Below are 19,649 nucleotides of genomic sequence, written 5' to 3' on the forward strand. Positions count from 1 at the left end.
TCAAATTGTTAAAGAACTTTCCGATACGGTCTTGGCTGAATCGCCGTTCTCCGTGTCGGTGATGCGGCATTATAGAGAGTTCGATCGCCTTAGCAAGCACTAAATCATAAAAAAAAACCAACCGAACAGAAAACAAACAAAAGACAGGCTTTCCGTCGAATTTCGTAGCGAACCCAATAAAGATTCATAAAAAAACCTGCTGAATACAGCAGGTTTTCTATCAACACACGCGACAGGTTTATTGGCTGGCAGCAATTTGGTCAGCCGTCGCGGCTAGGACAATAGGCTTTCCAACCTTGAGTTTACCTGACAGGATATCCTGCGCTAACGGATTCTCAATATATTGCTGAATCGCACGTTTCAATGGACGCGCACCATAAACCGGATCAAAACCGGCACTGGCAATCAGATCCAAAGCTGAATCCTCGACCTTCAGTTCAAAACCTTTTTCTTCCAGTCGTTTGCTCAGACGCTGAATCTGAATCCGGGCAATATCTTTAATATGCGTGTCACCCAGTGGGTGGAACACTACGGTCTCATCGACACGGTTAATAAACTCCGGGCGGAAATGATGACCAACCACTTCCATCACAGTCGCTTTGATCCCGTCATAATCCAGTTCACCGAAGTGTTCCTGAATCCGATCCGATCCCAGGTTCGAGGTCATAATGATGACACTATTGCGAAAATCCACCGTTCTGCCTTGCCCATCCGTCAGACGGCCGTCATCCAGAACCTGAAGCAGGATGTTAAACACATCCGGATGCGCCTTTTCCACTTCATCCAGCAGAATCACAGAATAAGGACGGCGACGCACGGCTTCCGTCAGGTAACCCCCTTCTTCATATCCCACGTAACCCGGAGGCGCACCAACCAGTCTCGCAACAGAGTGTTTCTCCATGAACTCAGACATATCAATCCGCACCATGGCATCATCACTGTCGAACATGAAGTTGGCCAGCGCCTTACAAAGTTCGGTTTTGCCCACCCCCGTCGGTCCGAGGAATAAGAAGGAACCAATCGGACGATTTGGATCAGACAACCCCGCACGGCTACGACGAATTGCGTTCGCAACGGAGTTCACGGCTTCATCCTGACCAATAACCCGGGCGTGAAGCGCTTCTTCCATGCGCAGCAATTTATCCCGCTCACCTTCCAGCATCCGCGAGACCGGGATTCCCGTCTGGCGTGAAAGTACTTCGGCAATTTCTGCGTCAGTGACGCGGTTTTTCAGTAGGGTCATTTCCTGCATTTCAGCCTGAGCCGCTAAATCCAGCTGTCTTTCCAGCTCAGGAATTTTGCCGTACTGCAATTCTGACATCCGATTCAGGTCACCAGCCCGCCGGGCGATTTCCATATCGGTACGCGCCTGCTCCAGTTCAGCTTTAATATGCTGAGTTCCTGACAAAGCCGCTTTTTCCGCTTTCCAGACTTCTTCCAACTCCGCGTATTCTTTCTCTTTCGTGTCCAGTTCTTCACTGAGTACTGCCAGACGTTTCTGGCTGGCATCGTCACTTTCTTTCGACAACGCCTGCTGCTCAATTTTCAATTGAATGATACGACGTTCGAGACGGTCCAGCGCTTCTGGCTTGGAGTCAATTTGCATCCGGATACTGGATGCCGCCTCATCAATCAAATCGATCGCTTTATCCGGCAGTTGACGATCAGAGACGTAACGGTGCGACAAGCTCGCCGCAGCCACAATTGCCGGATCGGTAATTTCAACATGATGGTGTAACGCATAGCGCTCTTTCAGGCCACGTAAAATTGCCACGGTATCTTCGACACTCGGCTCTTCCACCAGCACTTTCTGGAAACGACGCTCCAGGGCGGCATCTTTTTCGATAAACTGACGATATTCATCCAGTGTTGTGGCACCAACGCAGTGAAGCTCGCCACGAGCCAATGCTGGTTTCAGCATGTTTCCGGCATCCATGGCACCTTCACCTTTACCGGCACCAACCATGGTATGAAGCTCATCAATAAAGAGAATGACACTGCCCTCTTCCTGCGCCAGTTCATTGAGCACAGCTTTCAGGCGTTCTTCAAACTCACCGCGATATTTAGCACCGGCAATCAATGCGCCCATATCCAGGGACAAAACACGCTTGTGACGCAGCCCTTCCGGTACTTCACCGTTCACAATGCGCTGAGCCAGACCTTCAACAATCGCGGTCTTACCAACGCCCGGTTCGCCTATCAGGACTGGGTTGTTTTTAGTCCTGCGCTGTAAGACCTGAATGGTACGGCGGATTTCTTCATCCCGACCAATCACAGGATCCAGCTTGCCCTGCTCTGCACGCTCAGTCAGATCAATGGTGAATTTTTCAAGCGCCTGACGGTTTTCTTCCGCATTCGGATCATCGACTTTCTGGCCACCGCGGATCTTTTCAATCGCGGCTTCCACTTTCTGGGCATTCAAACCAAACTTGCGCAGCATCTCACCCAGCGGACCTTTGTCGTCCACCGCCGCCAGAATAAAAAGTTCAGAAGAAATGTATTTGTCTTTGCGCTTCTGGGCCAGCTTATCGCACAGGTTAAACAGCACCCCCATCTGATGAGAGAGCTGTACATCACCGCCAATGCCACTGACTTTAGGCAAACGATCTAATTGCTCAGACAAGCTGGAACGTAATTGAGTAATGTCGACATTGAGCAGAGTCAGCAGTGGCCTCGTGGTGCTGCTGTCCTGATTCATCAGTGCCATCATCAGATGGACAGGCTCGATATACTGATGGTCGCGACCTAAAGCCAGCGACTGCGCATCAGAAATCGCTAATTGAAATTTGCTTGTAAACCGGTCAAGACGCATAAGTCCTCCACTCTTGATATGACCTTGTCATTCCCTTTGATATGGTTACGCGCTGTGTGCTTTTCAAGCATAATTTGTGGGGGATATAAAAAAAGCGGCCTGACGCCGCTTTAAGAAAAATGGAAAATTTTGTTTACTCATCCAGCCAGATTAAGCTGGCCTGACGTCCGGTCACACCATCTCTGCGATAGGAATAGAAACGAGCCGGATCGGCAAAGGTACACTCTGTTCCGCCAAAGACTTGCGTAACCCCCAGACGATTCAGTCTGAGCGTTGCCAGCTGATATAAATCCGCCAGCCATTTTTCACCCTGTGGCTGAAACGCAGTGACGGCTTCAGGCTGTTTCGCAATAAACTGCTCACGGACTTCCCCACCAACTTCGAACGCCCCAGGTCCGATAGCCGGACCCAGCCAGGCCAGAATTTGTTCCGGCTCAGCATCAAAGGTTGCGACGGTTTCTTCAAGAATGCCATCGGCCAGCCCACGCCAGCCGGCATGGACCGCGCCCACTTGCGTCCCTGAACGATCGCATAGTAAGACAGGCAGGCAATCGGCTGTCATGACCGTGCAGGCAATGCCGGACTGGCGTGTCACACTGGCATCGGCATTCGGCACATCTTTCAGCGGTGCCTGAAAATCCAACACGATCGTACTGTGGGTTTGTGAGAGCCAGGCCGGTGCCCGAGTAAGGCCCAGTTGTTGTTGCAGCCATTGCCGGTTATGCAATACCACAGTCGGCTCATCGCCAACATGATCCCCCAGATTCAGCCCTTCATACGGCCCCTGGCTCATGCCGCCGGAACGTGTCGTACTGATCGCCTTTACATTGGCAGGCGCGGGCCAGTCTGGGGTAATCCACATATCAATAATCATCCTCTGGATGGTCGATCTTGTCCTGACGCAAAATCTCAACCAGTGCCACCATATCATCTGGTGTGTCGGCGTGCCATTCCATCAACTCGCCTGTGATTGGGTGCTCCAGTCGCAGCATACGAGCATGCAGTGCCTGACGATCAAAAGCTCGCAATGCCTGAATCACTTCCTGAGACGCATTGCGCGGCGGACGCGGGCGACCACCATATAAAGTGTCTCCTACCAGCGGGTGGGACAGGTAAGCCATGTGCACACGAATCTGGTGCGTCCGACCCGTCTCCAGACGAAGCACGATACTGGTGTGCTCGCGGAAGTGTTCCGCAACACGATAATGTGTAATGGCCGGTTTACCCAGCTCATGGACAGCCATGGAAGTACGTTTGGTCGAATGGCGGCCAATCGGCTTTTCAACCACACCGCCACCTGTCATCTTGCCCATCGCAACAGCTTCGTACTCACGGGTAATTTTACGTTTTTGCAGTGCGCGAACCAGACGCGTCTGGCACTGAATAGTTTTCGCGACGACCATCAGACCCGTCGTGTCTTTATCGAGACGATGGACAATGCCGGCACGCGGTACTTCTGCCAGTGACGGGCAATAATGCAGCAACGCGTTTAGCACAGTGCCATCCGGCGTTCCCGCTCCTGGGTGAACCACAAAATCACGCGGTTTATTAATCACCAGCAGGTGCTCATCTTCATAGACGATGTTCAGCGGGATGTCCTGCGCAATCCAGCGCTCTTCATCTTCAATTTCAGCGACAACGGTCAGCAATTCGCCCCCCATTACCTTGGTACGCGGCTTGGTCACCACCTCACCGTTCATGCTGACATGACCGTTGAGGATCCAGTCTTTGATGCGGGAACGTGAATAATCCGGGTATAGCTCAGCCAGAGCCTGATCCAGACGCTGACCTAATTGGCTATCGTTTACTGTGTTGCTTAACTCTATTTGCTGTGCCATAAAGAACTTTTTTAAAATACCTGAGACTAAAGCTCAAACGCTGCGTAAAATGACAATGAATAGCCGTCATTGTATCCGTTAACGCTCCAAACCGTAATGGATCACAAAAATAAATTATGACCAAGGAAACTGACGCCGCAATGAAACGCCTGATACTCCCGACATTTCTTGCCGCTGCTATTGTCTCTGGATGTTCAAGTACAGAGGAAGTAGTCCCGGATATCCCGCCTTCCGAGCTCTATGCCAGTGCACAGGAATCCCTGCAAAGCGGCAGCTGGGTCACAGCCATCGAAAGATTGGAAACCCTGGATTCACGCTATCCATTTGGCGCTTATTCGGAGCAGGTTCAGCTTGATCTGATTTATGCATACTACAAAAACGATGATCTGGCCCTGGGCGAAGCAACGATTGACCGTTTTACCCGCCTCAATCCAACTCATGAAAAAGCTGACTGGGTTCTGTACATGCGTGGCCTCACACATATGGGTCAGGATCGCTCCTTCATGCACGATGTTTTCAATATCGATCGTCACGACAGAGATCCAGAACCAGCCCGACAGGCATTTCGCGATTTCAAACGCTTACTGGAACGCTATCCGGGCAGTCCGTATGCTGCCGATGCAAAAGCCCGGCTGGTTTACCTCAAAAACCGCCTTGCCAATTATGAACTCGCTGCGGCGGATTTCTATATCCGGCGTGAAGCCTGGGTTGCCGCGATCAATCGCTGCCAGCAAATCCAGCATCTGTATCCGGATACAGAAGCCGCGAAGAAATCGCTGCCGTTGATGCTGACGGCCTATGAGAAACTTGGGTTGGATACACCGGCACAACATACGCAACGTCTCATTGATTTGAATCCGGTTTAGAGAATCCCTAAACGACAAACGGCAGCCACTGGCTGCCGTTTCTGATCTGTTGCGTAACAAAGAATACATTGTCCTTCTCTGAACGGTCTCAAGGCCGAAAAAAGCCCCTGAGCAGCACTGGCCGCCAGTCATGAGATAACTTCATACTGCCGTAATCAGCAGAGGCTCGACAAGCGATTTTTAGTCATTTTCTTGTCACAAAGCAGAGCAAGTCACATAAATAAATTGGTGGATTATTTTACTTTTCAAAGTTGATCCAGATCACTTTATTACGGATGGAGAAGAGTAATCTGAAGTTAACCCACCAAGGGGTAGCAAAACAGGAGAGAGACTATGCAAGTAGAAGTCACAGGCAAAAACATTGATGTCACCCCTGCTATCCGTGAGCGCATTGAAGAGAAATTCAGTAAGTTAGAGCGCTTTCAGGTCCCACTGATTGGCAAGCACGCAGTCATCAGTAAAGAACCCAACCGGCACTTCAAGGTGGAAGCAACAGCCGGCATTCCTGGGGGGAACATTGTTGCATCCTCTGAACAGGAAAACATGTACGCTGCGATTAAAGACATGTACCACAAACTGGAGCGCCAGCTAAGCAAGCAAGCGCATAAACCGGAATCGCGTCGCGCAACCCACAGCCAAAAACCGGTCGCATCACAGCCAGAGGAATTCGAGCCTGAGGATTTCGAAGCCTAACCCCCAATCAACACGGCCCTGCGCTCAAGCGGGGCCGATTTATTCTTGACAAGCACAATGAATCACCCTAGGTTGATTCCTGCACAATGACTGTTCAACCAAGAAAAGAGTTCAATCGACCGATGCCGAATACCGCCCTGTTTTTCTTTCACTTCTTTTTTCGCTCACCATAGATGGGGGCTCTCGTTACGCAAGAAACAAGCGAAAGACGAACAGTAAGCCTCCCAATCGGGAGGCTTTTTCATAAGTAAAACAATAAAACAGCACAGACAGGAAAGCCGCATGACCAAAAGCTATCACTCACTGGATGAGATCCGAAGTGAAGTCACCCGGATTGATAATGAAATTCTGGCACTATTGGGCGAGCGGCGTCAGCTCAGCCTAGAAGTCGCCAAAAGTAAAATTAAAACCGCGAAACCGGTCCGGGATCTGGAAAGAGAGCAAGCGCTTCTGATCAGACTGATAGAACAAGGCAAAACACATCAGCTGGATGCCAGCTACGTGACCCAAATCTTCCATACCATCATCGAAGATTCTGTGCTGTTCCAGCAAGCCTACTTACAGAAACTCACGAACCCTGACAGCCTGCAGCCGGTCGCACGAGTCTCTTTCCTTGGCGCTAAAGGCTCCTATTCAAATCTTGCCAGTCGGCAATACTTCAGCCGGAAACAAACGCAACTGGTAGAGATGAGTTGTTCCAGTTTTCGTGAAGTGGTGAATGTCGTCGAAACCGGTCAGGCCGATTATGGTGTTCTGCCCATTGAAAACACCAGCTCGGGTTCTATCAATGAAGTTTACGATCTGCTTCAGCACACCAGCCTGTCCATTGTCGGTGAGATCACCCAGCCGATTGAGCACAGCCTGCTGACGGCTGTCCCTTCCACACTGGAACAAATCGACACCCTGTATTCTCACCCGCAGCCCCACCAGCAATGCAGTGAATTTCTCCATAACATGGGGGACATTAAGCAGGAATATACCTCGAGCACGGCTGAGGCCATGCAGCAGGTTGCTGAGTTAAAGCTGCCAAATGTTGCGGCAATCGGTAATGCCTCCAGCGGCGAACTCTATGGCCTGACGCCCCTGAAAACCGGGATAGCAAACCAGCATGAAAACTACACCCGCTTTATTGTGGTCGCGCGCAAGGCCGTTGATGTGACACCGCTGATCCCGGCCAAAACCACCTTAATCATGTCTACCGGCCAGAAGCCTGGCTCACTGGTGGAGTGCCTGCTGGTTCTGCGTAACCTCAATATCAATATGGCCAAACTGGAATCCCGTCCTGTCATTGGTAACCCGTGGGAAGAAATGTTCTATATGGATGTTGAAGCGAACCTGAAAGCGGATGTGATGCAACAGGCGCTGGAAGAACTGACCGGGCTGACCCGATTCATCAAAGTACTGGGATGTTATCCAAGCGAAAACGTCAAACCAGCCGAAGTGGATTATCTGGAAGATTAAGCAGAATAGAAAAACAAATAAGGCCAGCGACTGCTGGCCTCTTTTTTATCCAGTTGATCCTGACTTTCGGTATCAGGAGCGGTGAGCAGCGTCATTAGCCTGACGCAACAGAGACTGACTTTCCTTCATGAAACGTCCGGCATAATCGCCAAACCAGCTTTCGACCTGTGCAAACGCCTGCCTGAAGGCCGCTTTATCCTGATTTTCCAGGATCTGAATGGCTTCACCGAAACGCTGATGGAACCGCTTAATCATCGCCAGATTCTGCGGAGACGACATAATGATATCCGCATACAATTGTCCATCCTGTGCAAACAAGCGGCCGACCATCGCCAGTTCAAGCCGGTAAATTGGCGAGCTGAGTGACAGCAATTGCTCCAGCCGTGGATCTTCTTCCGCCAGATGGACACCATAAACAAAAGAAGTAAAGTGGCGCAGTGCCTGAATGAGTGTCATGCCCTGATCGTGTTCGATCGCACTGATCCGGTTCAGGCTGGCGCCCCAAATCTGAATTTGCTCCAGCAGCCACTGATAATGCTCCGGAAGACGGCCATCACAATAAACAACAACCTGCTTCGCCAGACTGCTGATGTCCGGACCAAACATCGGGTGAAGACCCACCACAGGGCCGTCATGCACTTCCAGCATGGTCTGCAAAGGGCCACTCTTGATAGAAGTCAGATCCGCCAGAATGCAGTCTTCAGGCAACTTCGGCAATCGGCGGATCACTTGCTCTGTCAGATGAATTGGCACCGTCACAACGACCATACCGGCATCTGCCAGTAACGCTTCCGCTTGATCCCAATCCTGACTGCCCAGCTTGCGAACCTGATAGCCCGACAATGTAAACAAGCGGCAGAACAAGCTGCCCAGTTGACCATAACCGCCTACCACCACTATCGGGCGCAGCTCTGGTTTCAGGCATTTGAAGCCAGAATCATTTTCACTGGCATAAGACTCCCGCATGGTACGACGCAGGATATCCTCAATCAGATCCGGCGGAACGCCCTGTTCAGAAGCTTCCTGACGACGGGATGCCAGCATCGCCGCTTCCCGGTCCGGCGCATAAATGGGCAGGCCATGCTGACTTTTCACATGGCCAACTTCTTCTACCAGTGCCAGACGGCGCGCCAGCAGCGCGACCATCTGCTTATCCACTTCATCGATTTGATCTCGGAGCGTGCTCAGTTCAGCTACCATTCGTCTGTTATTCCATTATTGAATACGATCTTGCAGGAAGGGAATCAATTCCAGACGGGCCTGGCGCAACAGGCTTTCTGTGTCTTCCCAGTGAATACAGGCGTCGGTAATGGATACGCCATAAGCCATTTCACTGCGATCCAGATCCGCACTCTGATTGCCTTCATTGAGGTGACTTTCCAGCATCAGGCCAATCACAGAACGGTTTCCTTCACGGATCTGATGAATGACATCTTCAGCCACCAGCGGCTGACGACGGTAATCTTTGCGAGAATTCGCATGCGAACAGTCTACCATCAGAGCTGGCATGAGGCCCGCCGCTTTCATCTCATTTTCACACTCCGTGACAGAGACTGAATCATAGTTCGTTTGTTTACCGCCACGCAGGATCACATGGCCATCCGGGTTTCCCTGTGTGCTGAGCAAAGCAACCTGACCTTCACGATTAATCCCCATAAAACGGTGGCCCGAAGCCGCGGCCTGCATCGCATTGATCGCTGTACCCAGGCTGCCATCCGTACCGTTTTTGAAACCAACCGGCATCGACAGACCACTGGCCATTTCACGATGGGTCTGAGACTCGGTGGTCCGGGCACCAATCGCCGCCCAGCTGAAGAGATCACCAATGTACTGCGGGCTGATCGGATCTAACGCTTCGGTCGCCAGCGGGATCCCCATTTCAACCAGATCAATCAGCAGTTGACGGGCAATATGCAAACCTTCTTCGATCTCAAAAGAACCATCCAGGTGCGGGTCATTGATCAGCCCCTTCCAGCCCACGGTTGTCCGGGGTTTTTCAAAGTAGACACGCATCACCAGGTATAGCTGATCGTCCAGTTCAGCAGCCAGTTCTTTAAACCGTCGGGCATAATCTTTCGCGGCTTCCACATCATGAATCGAACAAGGACCACAAACGACCAGCAGACGGTGATCACGCTTATGAATAATGTCGGCAACCGTTTTACGCGATTGTTCAATAAACTTCAGCGCGGATTCGCTGACCGGCAACTTTTCCTTTAACTGCTGTGGCGTGATCAGGACTTGCTCATCCTGAATATGGACATTATTCAACACATCTTTCTGCATGGGGCCATCCTGATTCTGCTATACCTTAGGTGTAAAATTTTAGTTACAACAGGATTTCCCCTGTCTGTTAAAGACAATAACAACTGATTTTTCATGGGGCAAGAACGTGTAAAGAAAAAATACCAATCGTAAACAAAAATTTACAGACAACACCAATCATTGCCTTTCGACAAAAGAGCGCTACCATAGCCGCCACATTCGCGAAAACGACGCCACGATGGAACTGATCCTCTCCTTATTACAGCAGCTGAGTGTTTATCTGGTACTGGCTTACCTGCTCAGTAAAACCCCACTCTTCATGCCAATTACAACGGTGTCTGGCCGGCTATCCCAGCGATTTGCCTGCTATATTCTGTTTTCCCTGTTCTGTATTTTAGGCACTTATTTTGGTCTTCATATCGAAGATGCGATAGCCAACACCCGGGCGATTGGTGCGGTCATGGGTGGACTGCTCGGTGGACCCGTCGTGGGATTCGCGGTTGGCCTGACCGGCGGCCTGCATCGCTATAGTATGGGTGGGTTTACAGATGTTGCCTGTGCAATCTCGACCACGGCGGAAGGCCTGATCGGTGGGATCATGCACAGCTATTTTGTCCGCCGCAGTAATTTTGACGCAATCTTCCGCCCATTAACTGTTTTTGCCATCACCCTGGTCGCAGAAATTTTTCAGATGATCATTATTCTCATGGTTGCTGAACCCTTCGATAAAGCCTATAGCCTGGTCAGTGCCATCGCTCTGCCCATGGTCATCGCCAATTCAGTAGGTGCAGCACTGTTTATGAGCATTATTCGCGACAAAAAAACCATCTACGAAAAATATTCTGCGGCTTTTTCCAGCCTGGCACTGAAAATTGCCCAACGTTCGGTGGGCATCCTCAGTCAGGGGTTCAATCAGGAAAACTCCAAGCAGATCGCTCGTATCGTTTACGAGGAAACCGGCGTAGGTGCGGTCTCCATTACCGACCGGGAAAAAATTCTGGCCTTCATCGGCATTGGCGATGATCACCATTTACCGGGCACCCCAATTTCCTCTGTCCAGACGAAACAGGCCATCGAAAACTGTGAACTGGTTTATGCCGATGGCTACGAAGTACCTTACTGCTGTTCACTGTATGACAAGTGCAAACTCGGTTCAGCACTGGTGATCCCACTCATTGGCGGCAATCATGAAGTGATTGGCACGATTAAACTTTATGAGCCCAAACGTAAGTTGTTTTCCACGATCAACCTGACGCTGGGAGAAGGCATTGCCAAGCTGCTATCCAATCAAATCCTGACCGGCCGCTACAACCGCCAGCAAACTCTGCTGACCCAGGCCGAACTCCGGCTATTGCAAGCTCAGGTGAACCCCCATTTTTTATTCAACGCCCTCAACACCATCAATGCTGTGATTCGTCGCGATCCGGATAAAGCCAGACAGTTGATCCAGCATCTGTCACAGTTTTTCCGTCGGAACCTGAAGCAAAATATCGAAACCGTCACGCTGGAAGAAGAATTGCAGCACGTACAGGCTTATCTGGAAATCGAACGCGCCCGCTTTGCCGACCGGTTGCAAATAGAAGTAAAGGTAGACGACAATCTACTCAATATCAGAATTCCGACGTTTACCCTGCAACCGCTGGTGGAGAATGCCATCAAACACGGTACTTCGAACCTGCTGGAGAGCGGTCAGCTCACCATCAATGCTTATCAGGCACAGGATCGCATTATTCTGGAGGTTCGGGATAATGCTGGCTTATATCAGCCCGTTGGTGAAGAAAGCGGACTGGGTATGAAAATTGTCGACAAACGACTGAAGAATCAATACGGCAAAGAGTATGGCCTGCAAATGACCTGGGAGCCGAACCAGTGGACACTGGCGACCATCAGCCTGCCGAAGGAGAACGGACAGCTATGATCAAGGCACTCGTCATTGATGATGAACCTTATGCACGTGAAGAACTGATCGACCTGCTACTGGACTGTGGTGACGTTGAAATCATCGGCAGTGGCGGCAACGCCATTGAAGGGTTGAAGATGATCAACACCCTCAAGCCTGAGGTGGTCTTTCTGGATATCCAGATGCCGCAAATCACCGGGATTGAGCTGCTTAGCATGCTGGACCCGGATACGATGCCCAAAGTCGTTTTTGTCACCGCCTATGACGATTACGCCATTAAAGCCTTTGAAGACAATGCATTTGATTATCTGCTCAAACCCGTCGAACCAGCCCGGCTGGAAAAGACCCTGATCAAACTCAAGCGGGAACTGCGCCAGCCAGACTATTCGCCCCTGCTCAGTGAAATGCTGGAGCTGATCCCCTGCACCGGCCATCACCGTATCCTGTTGCTCAGTCCGGCAGACATTGAACTGGCGTATTCCGATTTATCCGGCGTTCACGTGGTGACCCAAGAGACCCGCGCGACCACGCAGTTGACCCTGAAGATACTGGAAGAGAAGACTCCGTTAATTCGGTGTCACCGGCAATATCTGGTTCACCCGCAGGCGATTCGAGAAATTAAACTGCTGGAAAACGGGCTGGCCGAAATTACCACCCTGCACGGCCAGCAGGTACCGATCAGCCGTCGCTATCTCAAAGAAATCAAAGACCGCTATGGTTTAAGTTAAGTCCGTACCAGTCGGAACGGTTCTGCTGTTCCGACTTTTCTCCGTTCATCTCCACCCGCCTCCACTGGCGCTTCCAGCCGACCGCTCAGACTTTCATGCCACCGTTCGCTGCTCTCTGCCGCCGCTTAATCTGTTTATCGACCACTCAGTCTCGCCATAACACCACTCAGGGATTTAGGCCGTGCGTCTGTTTTGAGAGTCGCTAAGATGCCAGCCTTGATAGTTCACTTACTTAATTCCCTACAAGAGTGAGGCACAGATATGGCCTGGTTTTTGACTTGTGTCGCTGCATTGATCGGCGGTTACTTTATCTACGGTGCTTTTATTGAAAAAGTCTTCGGCATTAATGAAAAGCGCCAGACGCCGGCTTTCACCAAGCAGGACGGCGTTGACTATGTACCGATGTCAAAGAAAAAAGTTTACCTGGTACAGCTACTGAACATTGCGGGTGTCGGCCCAATCTTCGGCCCAATCATGGGTGCCCTGTATGGTCCAGCAGCTATGCTGTGGATTGTTCTGGGATGTATCTTTGCCGGTGCAGTACACGATTATTTTTCCGGGATGCTGTCTGTTCGTAACGGCGGCGCCTCCGTCCCCAGCCTCTCTGGCCGTTACCTGGGCAATGGCGCCAAGCACTTTATGAACATCTTTGCCATTGTCCTGCTGTTGCTGGTCGGCGTGGTCTTCGTATCAGCACCTGCGGGCATGATCACCAACCTGGTCAATGAACAAACTGACTTAACCGTCTCCATGACCACCATGGTCGGTATCATCTTTGCCTATTACATCATTGCGACGATTGTACCGGTCGATAAAATCATTGGCCGTTTTTACCCGCTCTTTGGCTTTCTGCTGATCTTCATGTCGGTTGGTTTGATTACAGCCGTTGCTTTCTCCAGCGATTACACACTACTGGGTGACTATGAAATCAGCCAGATGCTGACCAATATGAACCCGAAAGACATGCCACTGTGGCCTGCCCTGTTTATCACCATTGCCTGTGGTGCAATTTCCGGTTTCCACGCCACACAGTCTCCGCTGATGGCACGCTGCATGGAGAATGAGAAAAACGGCCGCTTTGTTTTCTACGGTGCAATGATCGGCGAAGGCGTGATTGCTCTCATTTGGTGTGCGCTGGCGCTGTCTTTCTTCGGTTCAGTTGAAAACCTGTCAGACGCGGTTGCAAACGGTGGGCCGGGCAACGTCGTTTACAGTGCCTCTTTCGGTCTGCTGGGTGTTGCCGGTGGTGTGATTGCTTTCCTGGGCGTCGTCATTCTGCCAATCACTTCAGGTGATACAGCATTCCGGTCCAGCCGCCTGATTCTGGCTGAGTACTTCAATATGGAGCAAAAGAGCCTGCGCAACCGTCTGCTCATGGCCGTCCCACTGTTCGTCATTGGCGGCATCCTGACTCAGGTCGATTTCGGAATCATCTGGCGCTACTTCGGTTTTGCCAACCAAGCCACTGCGGTCATGATGCTCTGGACGGCATCGGCTTATCTGCTGCGCCATAACAAGCTGCATTGGGTAACCACGATTCCGGCAATCTTCATGACAACGGTTGTGATCACCTTCATCCTGAATAACAGCACGCTGGGTTTTGGTCAGCCCATGACAGCCTCAACCATCATCGGTATTGCTGCCTCCCTGGCGATTACCGTTTATGTCATCATGATTTCCAAAGGGAAAGGTGACCTGACTGAAGATGAGACTGAAGTGAAGTCTGTAAAATCAAACCCCAAGGCAACCACGGCTTAAACGCGGTTGCAGCCTGAGTGCAGAAAAGCCAGCAATCTCTTGCTGGCTTTTTTATTGTCCTCTCGAAAGGGCGCTTAGGGGAATTAATCTAATACTTTTGCAATATGAGTAATAGATGCTCTGCCTTCACGAGGTTTATAAATGGTCACCATCGCCGGATACGTTACTGAACCCGGAATCACCACCTCAGCATTGCAGAAAAACTTAAAGTTCACGCCATTTACAACCTGCTGTGCGAACGCGACCGGCTGATACTTCACACCAACAAAGCCTTGAAACGCTTCATCAAAAGCAAGCTTAGCTTCGGATGACAATTGATCTTTAAATGGGCTGAACGCGCCAACAACACTCAATGTTTCACTCATTATTTTATCCTTCGTAAGTTTCAACTGAAATTACGTGATACTAAAACACGGTGATCTCACGTCATCACAAGGTTAGACCGACCAGAGAATAATACTTCCCTTCTTCACGACTTCGATTCTAAAACCAAGCAGTACCCCCCTTTTAGATGAGGCGTGATGAAAAAATCTACGCAGCATTGAGAGGTAAAGTGCTGAAAATAGTCACTATCAGAAGCGTCAATGAATTTGTAGGATGGTTTTTCTGAAACATAAAAAAAGCCCGCCAAATTGGCGGGCTTCTCAATACGCGTCTTTCGTGTCGCGATATTATTTTTTGGCCAGCTTCTCTTTGATACGAGCCGCTTTACCAGAACGCTCACGCAGGTAGTACAACTTGGCACGACGTACTGCACCACGACGCTTAACAGTAATGCTGTCTACGATTGGAGAGTGAGCTTGGAATGCACGCTCAACACCTTCACCGTTAGAGATCTTACGAACAGTGAAAGCAGAGTGCAGACCACGGTTACGCTTAGCGATAACTACGCCTTCGAACGCCTGCAGACGCTCACGCTCACCTTCTTTTACCTTAACCTGAACAACAACAGTGTCACCTGGTGCAAAATCAGGCAGGTCTTTTTTCATTTGCTCTTGCTCAAGAGCTTTGATGATATTACTCATTGGTATATACCCTAGAATAAACTGATACTAAATTAACTCATGGCTTGCCGATGTTCGCGGATAAATTCCGCCAGCAAGCGCTCCTGATCGTCAGTCAGAGCTAGGTTTTCCAGGAGCTCTGGTCTTCTTAGCCAGGTGCGGCCCAGCGATTGTTTCAATCGCCACTGGCGAATGTCCTTGTGGTTTCCAGACAAAAGTACCGGAGGTACTGCTTGCCCATCTAACACTTCAGGACGCGTGTAATGCGGGCAATCCAGCAAACCATTTGCAAAAGAATCTTCTTCTGCTGACGCAAAGTCTCCCAGTACGCCCGGCACAAACCGTACGACTGCATCAACTAAGGTCATGGCTGGCAGTTCACCACCCGTCAGCACAAAATCTCCGATAGACCATTCTTCGTCTACCTCTTGTTGGATAATGCGCTCATCGACCCCTTCATAACGGCCGCAGATCAAGATTAAATCTTCATTCTGCGCCAGTTCCTCAACACCCGCCTGATCCAGCTTACGGCCCTGAGGAGAGAGGTAAATCACTTTCGCCCGGCCTTGAGCAGACTCTCTGGCAGTATGAATGGCATCGCGCAAAGGCTGCACCATCATCAGCATACCGGGTCCGCCGCCGTAAGGTCGATCATCGACCGTACGGTGTTTATCGTGCGTAAAATCGCGGGGATTCCACGTTTCTACAGACACGAGGCCTTTTTTTACCGCCTGACCTGTTACCCCAAACTCAGTAATAGCTCGGAACATTTCAGGGAATAGGCTAATTATTCCTATCCGCATGGTTCTTTTCGCTCTTACTGAAAAGGTTAAAACCCAGGATCCCAGTCAACTTCGATCCGTTGAGCAGTGCGATCAATCGACTTGATGACCTGCTCATCGAGGAACGGAATTAAACGTTCCTTCTGTCCAAAAGCATCTTTCAGGTTGGCTTTGACCACTAAGACGTCGTTCGAACCGGTTTCAAGGATGTCCGTCACTTTACCCAGGTCGTAACCTTGAGTTGTCACAACAGTCATTCCCATCAATTCGCGCCAGTAGAATTCTTCATCTGACAGCGCCGGTAATTGATCGGCAGGGACACTAATTTCCGCGTTCGTCATTACCTGAGCGTCCTCACGAACATCCAGGCCTTCCAACTTGGCAACTAACCCCTGACCATGACGTTTCCATGCTTCCACATGGAAGGTCTGCCATTCACCTTTCATCTTTATCAGCCATGGCTGATAAGCGAAAATGCTTTCGGCTTGTTCTGTGTAGGAAAAAACTTTGAGCCACCCTTTGATACCATAAGTGGCACCGATTTTACCGACAACGACGTGGTCTTGGTTGTGTGAACTCATTGCTTCTCTGCTACCCATTTACTAATCTTAAGCAGCTGCTTTTGCAGCATCTTTGATCAGTTTCGCTGCGCGGTCAGACACAGTTGCGCCTTGACCAACCCAGTGATTTACACGGTCCAGGTCCAGACGCAGACGCTCTTCCTGACCAGTTGCCAGTGGGTTGAAGAAACCTACACGCTCGATGCTACGACCGTCGCGCGCAGCGCGGCTGTCAGCAACAACGATGTGATAAAATGGACGCTTTTTCGCGCCGTGACGTGCCAAACGAATGGTTACCATATCGTCCTCTTTGCATTACTGTAAATAAAATCGGCCCCGCGATAAAAACGGGGCCCGTGCCAAATAAAGCCTCGGAATTTTACTCTTTCAACTCGCGAATGCAACTGCTTTAGCTACTTTTTCACCAGTAAAATTACCTTCCGAGACTAAAAAACAATCAATTGAAGCAATTAGCGTCCAGGGAACATGCCGCCACCCGGCATCATGCCTTTCATCTGGCGCATCATATTCTTCATGCCACCCTTCTGCATTTTCTTCATCATCTTCTGCATCTGGGTGAATTGCTTCAGCAGGCGATTCACATCCTGCACCTGAGTGCCGGAACCAGCAGCGATTCGCTTCTTGCGTGAACCCTTGATGAGCTCAGGACGTTCACGCTCTTTTACCGTCATGGAATTGATAATCGCTTCCATCTGCACAAAGATTTTGTCGTCGACCTGGTCTTTCACATTCCCGGGCAACTGTGACATACCCGGTAATTTGTCCAGCATGCCCATCATGCCGCCCATGTTCTTCATTTGCTGCAGTTGGCCACGGAAGTCTTCCAGATCAAAACCTTTCTTCTCTTTGAACTTCTTCGCCAGCTTTTCAGCTTTTTCTTTGTCGACGTTCCGTTCCAGATCTTCGATCAGCGACAGCACATCGCCCATGCCCAGAATACGGGAAGCGACACGGTCCGGATAGAAAGGCTCCAGCGCGTCAGTTTTCTCACCGACACCCAGGAATTTAATCGGTTTGCCGGTAATGTGACGAACCGACAACGCCGCACCGCCCCGGGCATCACCATCAACTTTGGTCAGAATCACACCAGTCAGTGGTAATGCGTCGTTGAAGGCTTTTGCTGTATTCGCGGCATCCTGACCTGTCATCGCGTCAACGACAAACAGCGTTTCGACCGGATTTGCCGTCTGATGCACTGCGATGATTTCGTCCATCATCTCGCTGTCGACATGCAGACGACCCGCGGTATCGACAATCACCACATCGTAGAATTTACGCTTACCGTGCTCAATTGCCGATTCGGCAATCGCAACCGGTTTTTGATCTGGAGTAGACGGGAAAAAATCGATCCCGATATCCGTCGCCAGCGTTTCCAGCTGTTTAATCGCCGCCGGACGATACACGTCGGCAGACACCACCAGCACCTTTTTCTTATGGCGCTCTTTCAGCAGCTTACCCAGCTTACCGACACTGGTGGTTTTACCGGCACCCTGCAGGCCCGCCATCAGAATCACAGCTGGTGGCTGGCTGGCCAAGTCCAACGCTTCGTTCGAATCGCCCATGACGGCTTCTAGTTCCGCCTGAACGATCTTGATAAATTCCTGGCCTGGTGTCAGGCTCTTAGAAACTTCGGTGCCGACAGCACGTTCTTTAACGCGCTTGACGAAATCCCGGACAACCGGCAAGGCAACGTCGGCCTCCAGCAATGCCATGCGCACTTCGCGCAAGGTTTCTTTAATGTTGTCCTCTGTCAGACGGCCACGGCCGCTGATATTTTTCAGCGTTGACGATAAACGCTCGGTTAAATTGTCAAACATGTGTGACTCGCTCGTTACGCACTCATTTTGTGCCAGTATACCGCAATCCGTGAACGTGTTTCATGCCATACCTGCAGCCTGTGTCAGAATTCTTACCTTTTGCCATACAAAAGCAACGTGTGATGTCCAGACAAACAGGCAGCCAGGCCAGAAAGTGCGCACTGTCCCACAGGATTGATCCCCCTGTATCATTGTCGTGCTATCCGTTCACAAGGTATACTCACTAGTCCTAATTTACGATCTTTTCAGATGTTACGAACTTTTCAGGTGTTATGGATATATTGATAGCCTTTTCTGCAGCTGGTTTATATCTGCTGGCGCTCGCTTTTATCGTGCCCGGCCTGAGCCATCATAATGGCATTCAATCCCGGCCCGTGCTGATCAGCGCTACGGCGGCCATTGTGCTGCATGTCGTGTTTCTGAAAGATCTGATCCTGGGTGGCGTCGGCCAGAACCTGAGTATTCTCAATGTTGCTTCCCTGATCAGCCTGATTATTTCAGTGATCACCACGATGGCCATGCTCCGGATGCGGCTCTGGTTCCTTTTGCCCGTGATTTATAGTTTTGCGGCCATTAATCTGGCGGCTGCCGCCATGCTGCCCGGTGCCTTTATCACACACCTGGAGTCTCATCCGCAGGTTCTGTTACACATTTCTTTGGCGCTCTTTGCCTATTCGACCCTCATGATCGCAACACTCTATGCGATTCAACTGGCATGGCTGGATTATAAACTCAAGCACAAAAAACTGGCCTTCAACCCAAACTTGCCCCCCCTTATGCTGGTTGAGCGGCAACTGTTTAAAATTATTCTGGTTGGCTACGTCCTGCTGACGGTGACCCTCATCACCGGATTTATTTACTTGCAAGATATGTTTGCGCAGGGCAAGACACACAAGGCCGTGTTATCCATTCTGGCCTGGTGTGTCTATGGTGTGATGCTTTGGGGACACTATCGTCAGGGATGGCGGGGTAAAAAAGTGATCTGGTTCAGCCTGATTGGGGCTTTCCTGCTAACTCTGGCCTACTTTGGCAGCCGTTTTGTAAAAGAAATCATTATCGGTCATTAATGACAATCCAGATAACCGGATCCATGCTTAAGCATGAAGAACGTTGACCATAGCTGGTATGATTGCCAGCGAACACT

The 19,649-nt window shown here is 50.4% G+C and carries 18 protein-coding genes and 1 other annotated feature; of the genes, 7 read left to right on the top strand and 11 right to left on the bottom strand.

Annotated elements, in window-relative coordinates:
* Positions 1–238: 238 nt before the first annotated feature.
* From clpB to rluD, 3 genes are all read right to left on the bottom strand, one after another.
* Positions 239–2,812 (bottom strand): ATP-dependent chaperone ClpB, encoded by a 2,574-nt coding sequence (gene clpB, locus EA58_RS03905; protein ID WP_036749218.1) that lies wholly within the window; start codon positions 2,810–2,812, stop codon positions 239–241.
* Positions 2,813–2,945: 133 nt separating this feature from the next.
* The gene (gene pgeF, locus EA58_RS03910) at positions 2,946–3,674 is read right to left on the bottom strand and encodes a peptidoglycan editing factor PgeF (RefSeq protein WP_036749221.1); all 729 of its coding nucleotides are present in this window, start codon (positions 3,672–3,674) and stop codon (positions 2,946–2,948) included.
* 1 nt (position 3,675) lies between these two features.
* Positions 3,676–4,650, bottom strand: a complete 975-nt coding sequence (gene rluD, locus EA58_RS03915) for a 23S rRNA pseudouridine(1911/1915/1917) synthase RluD (protein ID WP_036749224.1) — start codon at positions 4,648–4,650, stop codon at positions 3,676–3,678.
* 140 nt (positions 4,651–4,790) lie between these two features.
* On the opposite strand from rluD, the gene bamD reads away from it, so the two are divergent.
* The 3 genes from bamD (at position 4,791) to pheA (ending at position 7,670) form a co-directional block, all read left to right on the top strand.
* Positions 4,791–5,516, top strand: a complete 726-nt coding sequence (gene bamD / locus EA58_RS03920) for an outer membrane protein assembly factor BamD (RefSeq protein ID WP_036749806.1) — start codon at positions 4,791–4,793, stop codon at positions 5,514–5,516.
* 333 nt (positions 5,517–5,849) lie between these two features.
* Positions 5,850–6,209 (top strand): ribosome hibernation-promoting factor, HPF/YfiA family, encoded by a 360-nt coding sequence (hpf, locus tag EA58_RS03925; protein WP_036749227.1) that lies wholly within the window; start codon positions 5,850–5,852, stop codon positions 6,207–6,209.
* A 124-nt stretch (positions 6,210–6,333) separates the two neighbouring features.
* Positions 6,334–6,454, top strand: a sequence feature (Phe leader region).
* Positions 6,455–6,491: 37 nt separating this feature from the next.
* Positions 6,492–7,670: a prephenate dehydratase gene (gene pheA / locus EA58_RS03930; RefSeq protein WP_036749230.1), complete on the top strand. Its 1,179-nt coding sequence runs from the start codon at positions 6,492–6,494 to the stop codon at positions 7,668–7,670.
* 72 nt (positions 7,671–7,742) lie between these two features.
* On the opposite strand, the gene tyrA is transcribed toward pheA, so the two are convergent.
* Together tyrA and EA58_RS03940 are read right to left on the bottom strand one after the other, a co-directional pair.
* Positions 7,743–8,870: a bifunctional chorismate mutase/prephenate dehydrogenase gene (tyrA, locus tag EA58_RS03935; RefSeq protein ID WP_036749233.1), complete on the bottom strand. Its 1,128-nt coding sequence runs from the start codon at positions 8,868–8,870 to the stop codon at positions 7,743–7,745.
* A 15-nt stretch (positions 8,871–8,885) separates the two neighbouring features.
* On the bottom strand, positions 8,886–9,956 hold the full coding sequence (locus tag EA58_RS03940) for a 3-deoxy-7-phosphoheptulonate synthase (protein ID WP_036749236.1): 1,071 nt from the start codon (positions 9,954–9,956) through the stop codon (positions 8,886–8,888).
* Between the two features lie 217 nt (positions 9,957–10,173).
* Between EA58_RS03940 and EA58_RS03945 the strand changes: the two genes are divergently transcribed.
* From EA58_RS03945 to EA58_RS03955, 3 genes are all read left to right on the top strand, one after another.
* Complete coding sequence (locus EA58_RS03945; RefSeq protein WP_036749240.1) at positions 10,174–11,853, top strand: sensor histidine kinase; 1,680 nt, start codon at positions 10,174–10,176, stop codon at positions 11,851–11,853.
* Positions 11,850–12,563: a two-component system response regulator BtsR gene (gene btsR / locus EA58_RS03950; protein WP_036749243.1), complete on the top strand. Its 714-nt coding sequence runs from the start codon at positions 11,850–11,852 to the stop codon at positions 12,561–12,563. The genes EA58_RS03945 and btsR overlap by 4 nt, the downstream gene beginning before the upstream one ends.
* 261 nt (positions 12,564–12,824) lie before the next feature.
* Entirely contained in the window at positions 12,825–14,321 is a 1,497-nt protein-coding gene (locus EA58_RS03955) for a carbon starvation CstA family protein (protein ID WP_036749245.1), read from the top strand.
* Positions 14,322–14,404: 83 nt separating this feature from the next.
* On the opposite strand, the gene EA58_RS03960 is transcribed toward EA58_RS03955, so the two are convergent.
* The 6 genes from EA58_RS03960 to ffh form a co-directional block, all read right to left on the bottom strand.
* Complete coding sequence (locus EA58_RS03960; RefSeq protein ID WP_036749247.1) at positions 14,405–14,686, bottom strand: hypothetical protein; 282 nt, start codon at positions 14,684–14,686, stop codon at positions 14,405–14,407.
* 306 nt (positions 14,687–14,992) lie between these two features.
* Positions 14,993–15,346: a 50S ribosomal protein L19 gene (gene rplS, locus EA58_RS03965; RefSeq protein ID WP_036749250.1), complete on the bottom strand. Its 354-nt coding sequence runs from the start codon at positions 15,344–15,346 to the stop codon at positions 14,993–14,995.
* A gap of 32 nt (positions 15,347–15,378) precedes the next feature.
* Entirely contained in the window at positions 15,379–16,128 is a 750-nt protein-coding gene (gene trmD, locus EA58_RS03970) for a tRNA (guanosine(37)-N1)-methyltransferase TrmD (RefSeq protein WP_036749253.1), read from the bottom strand.
* A 26-nt stretch (positions 16,129–16,154) separates the two neighbouring features.
* Positions 16,155–16,688, bottom strand: coding sequence for a ribosome maturation factor RimM (gene rimM / locus EA58_RS03975; RefSeq protein ID WP_036749255.1), 534 nt, complete (start codon positions 16,686–16,688; stop codon positions 16,155–16,157).
* A gap of 27 nt (positions 16,689–16,715) precedes the next feature.
* The gene (gene rpsP, locus EA58_RS03980; protein WP_036749257.1) at positions 16,716–16,967 is read right to left on the bottom strand and encodes a 30S ribosomal protein S16; all 252 of its coding nucleotides are present in this window, start codon (positions 16,965–16,967) and stop codon (positions 16,716–16,718) included.
* 170 nt (positions 16,968–17,137) lie between these two features.
* Positions 17,138–18,505, bottom strand: a complete 1,368-nt coding sequence (gene ffh, locus EA58_RS03985) for a signal recognition particle protein (protein ID WP_036749259.1) — start codon at positions 18,503–18,505, stop codon at positions 17,138–17,140.
* A gap of 272 nt (positions 18,506–18,777) precedes the next feature.
* On the opposite strand from ffh, the gene EA58_RS03990 reads away from it, so the two are divergent.
* Positions 18,778–19,572: a cytochrome C assembly family protein gene (locus EA58_RS03990; protein WP_036749261.1), complete on the top strand. Its 795-nt coding sequence runs from the start codon at positions 18,778–18,780 to the stop codon at positions 19,570–19,572.
* Positions 19,573–19,649: the final 77 nt, after the last annotated feature.

Origin of the sequence: Photobacterium galatheae (assembly GCF_000695255.1) — a bacterium.
Taxonomy (GTDB): Bacteria; Pseudomonadota; Gammaproteobacteria; order Enterobacterales; family Vibrionaceae; genus Photobacterium; species Photobacterium galatheae.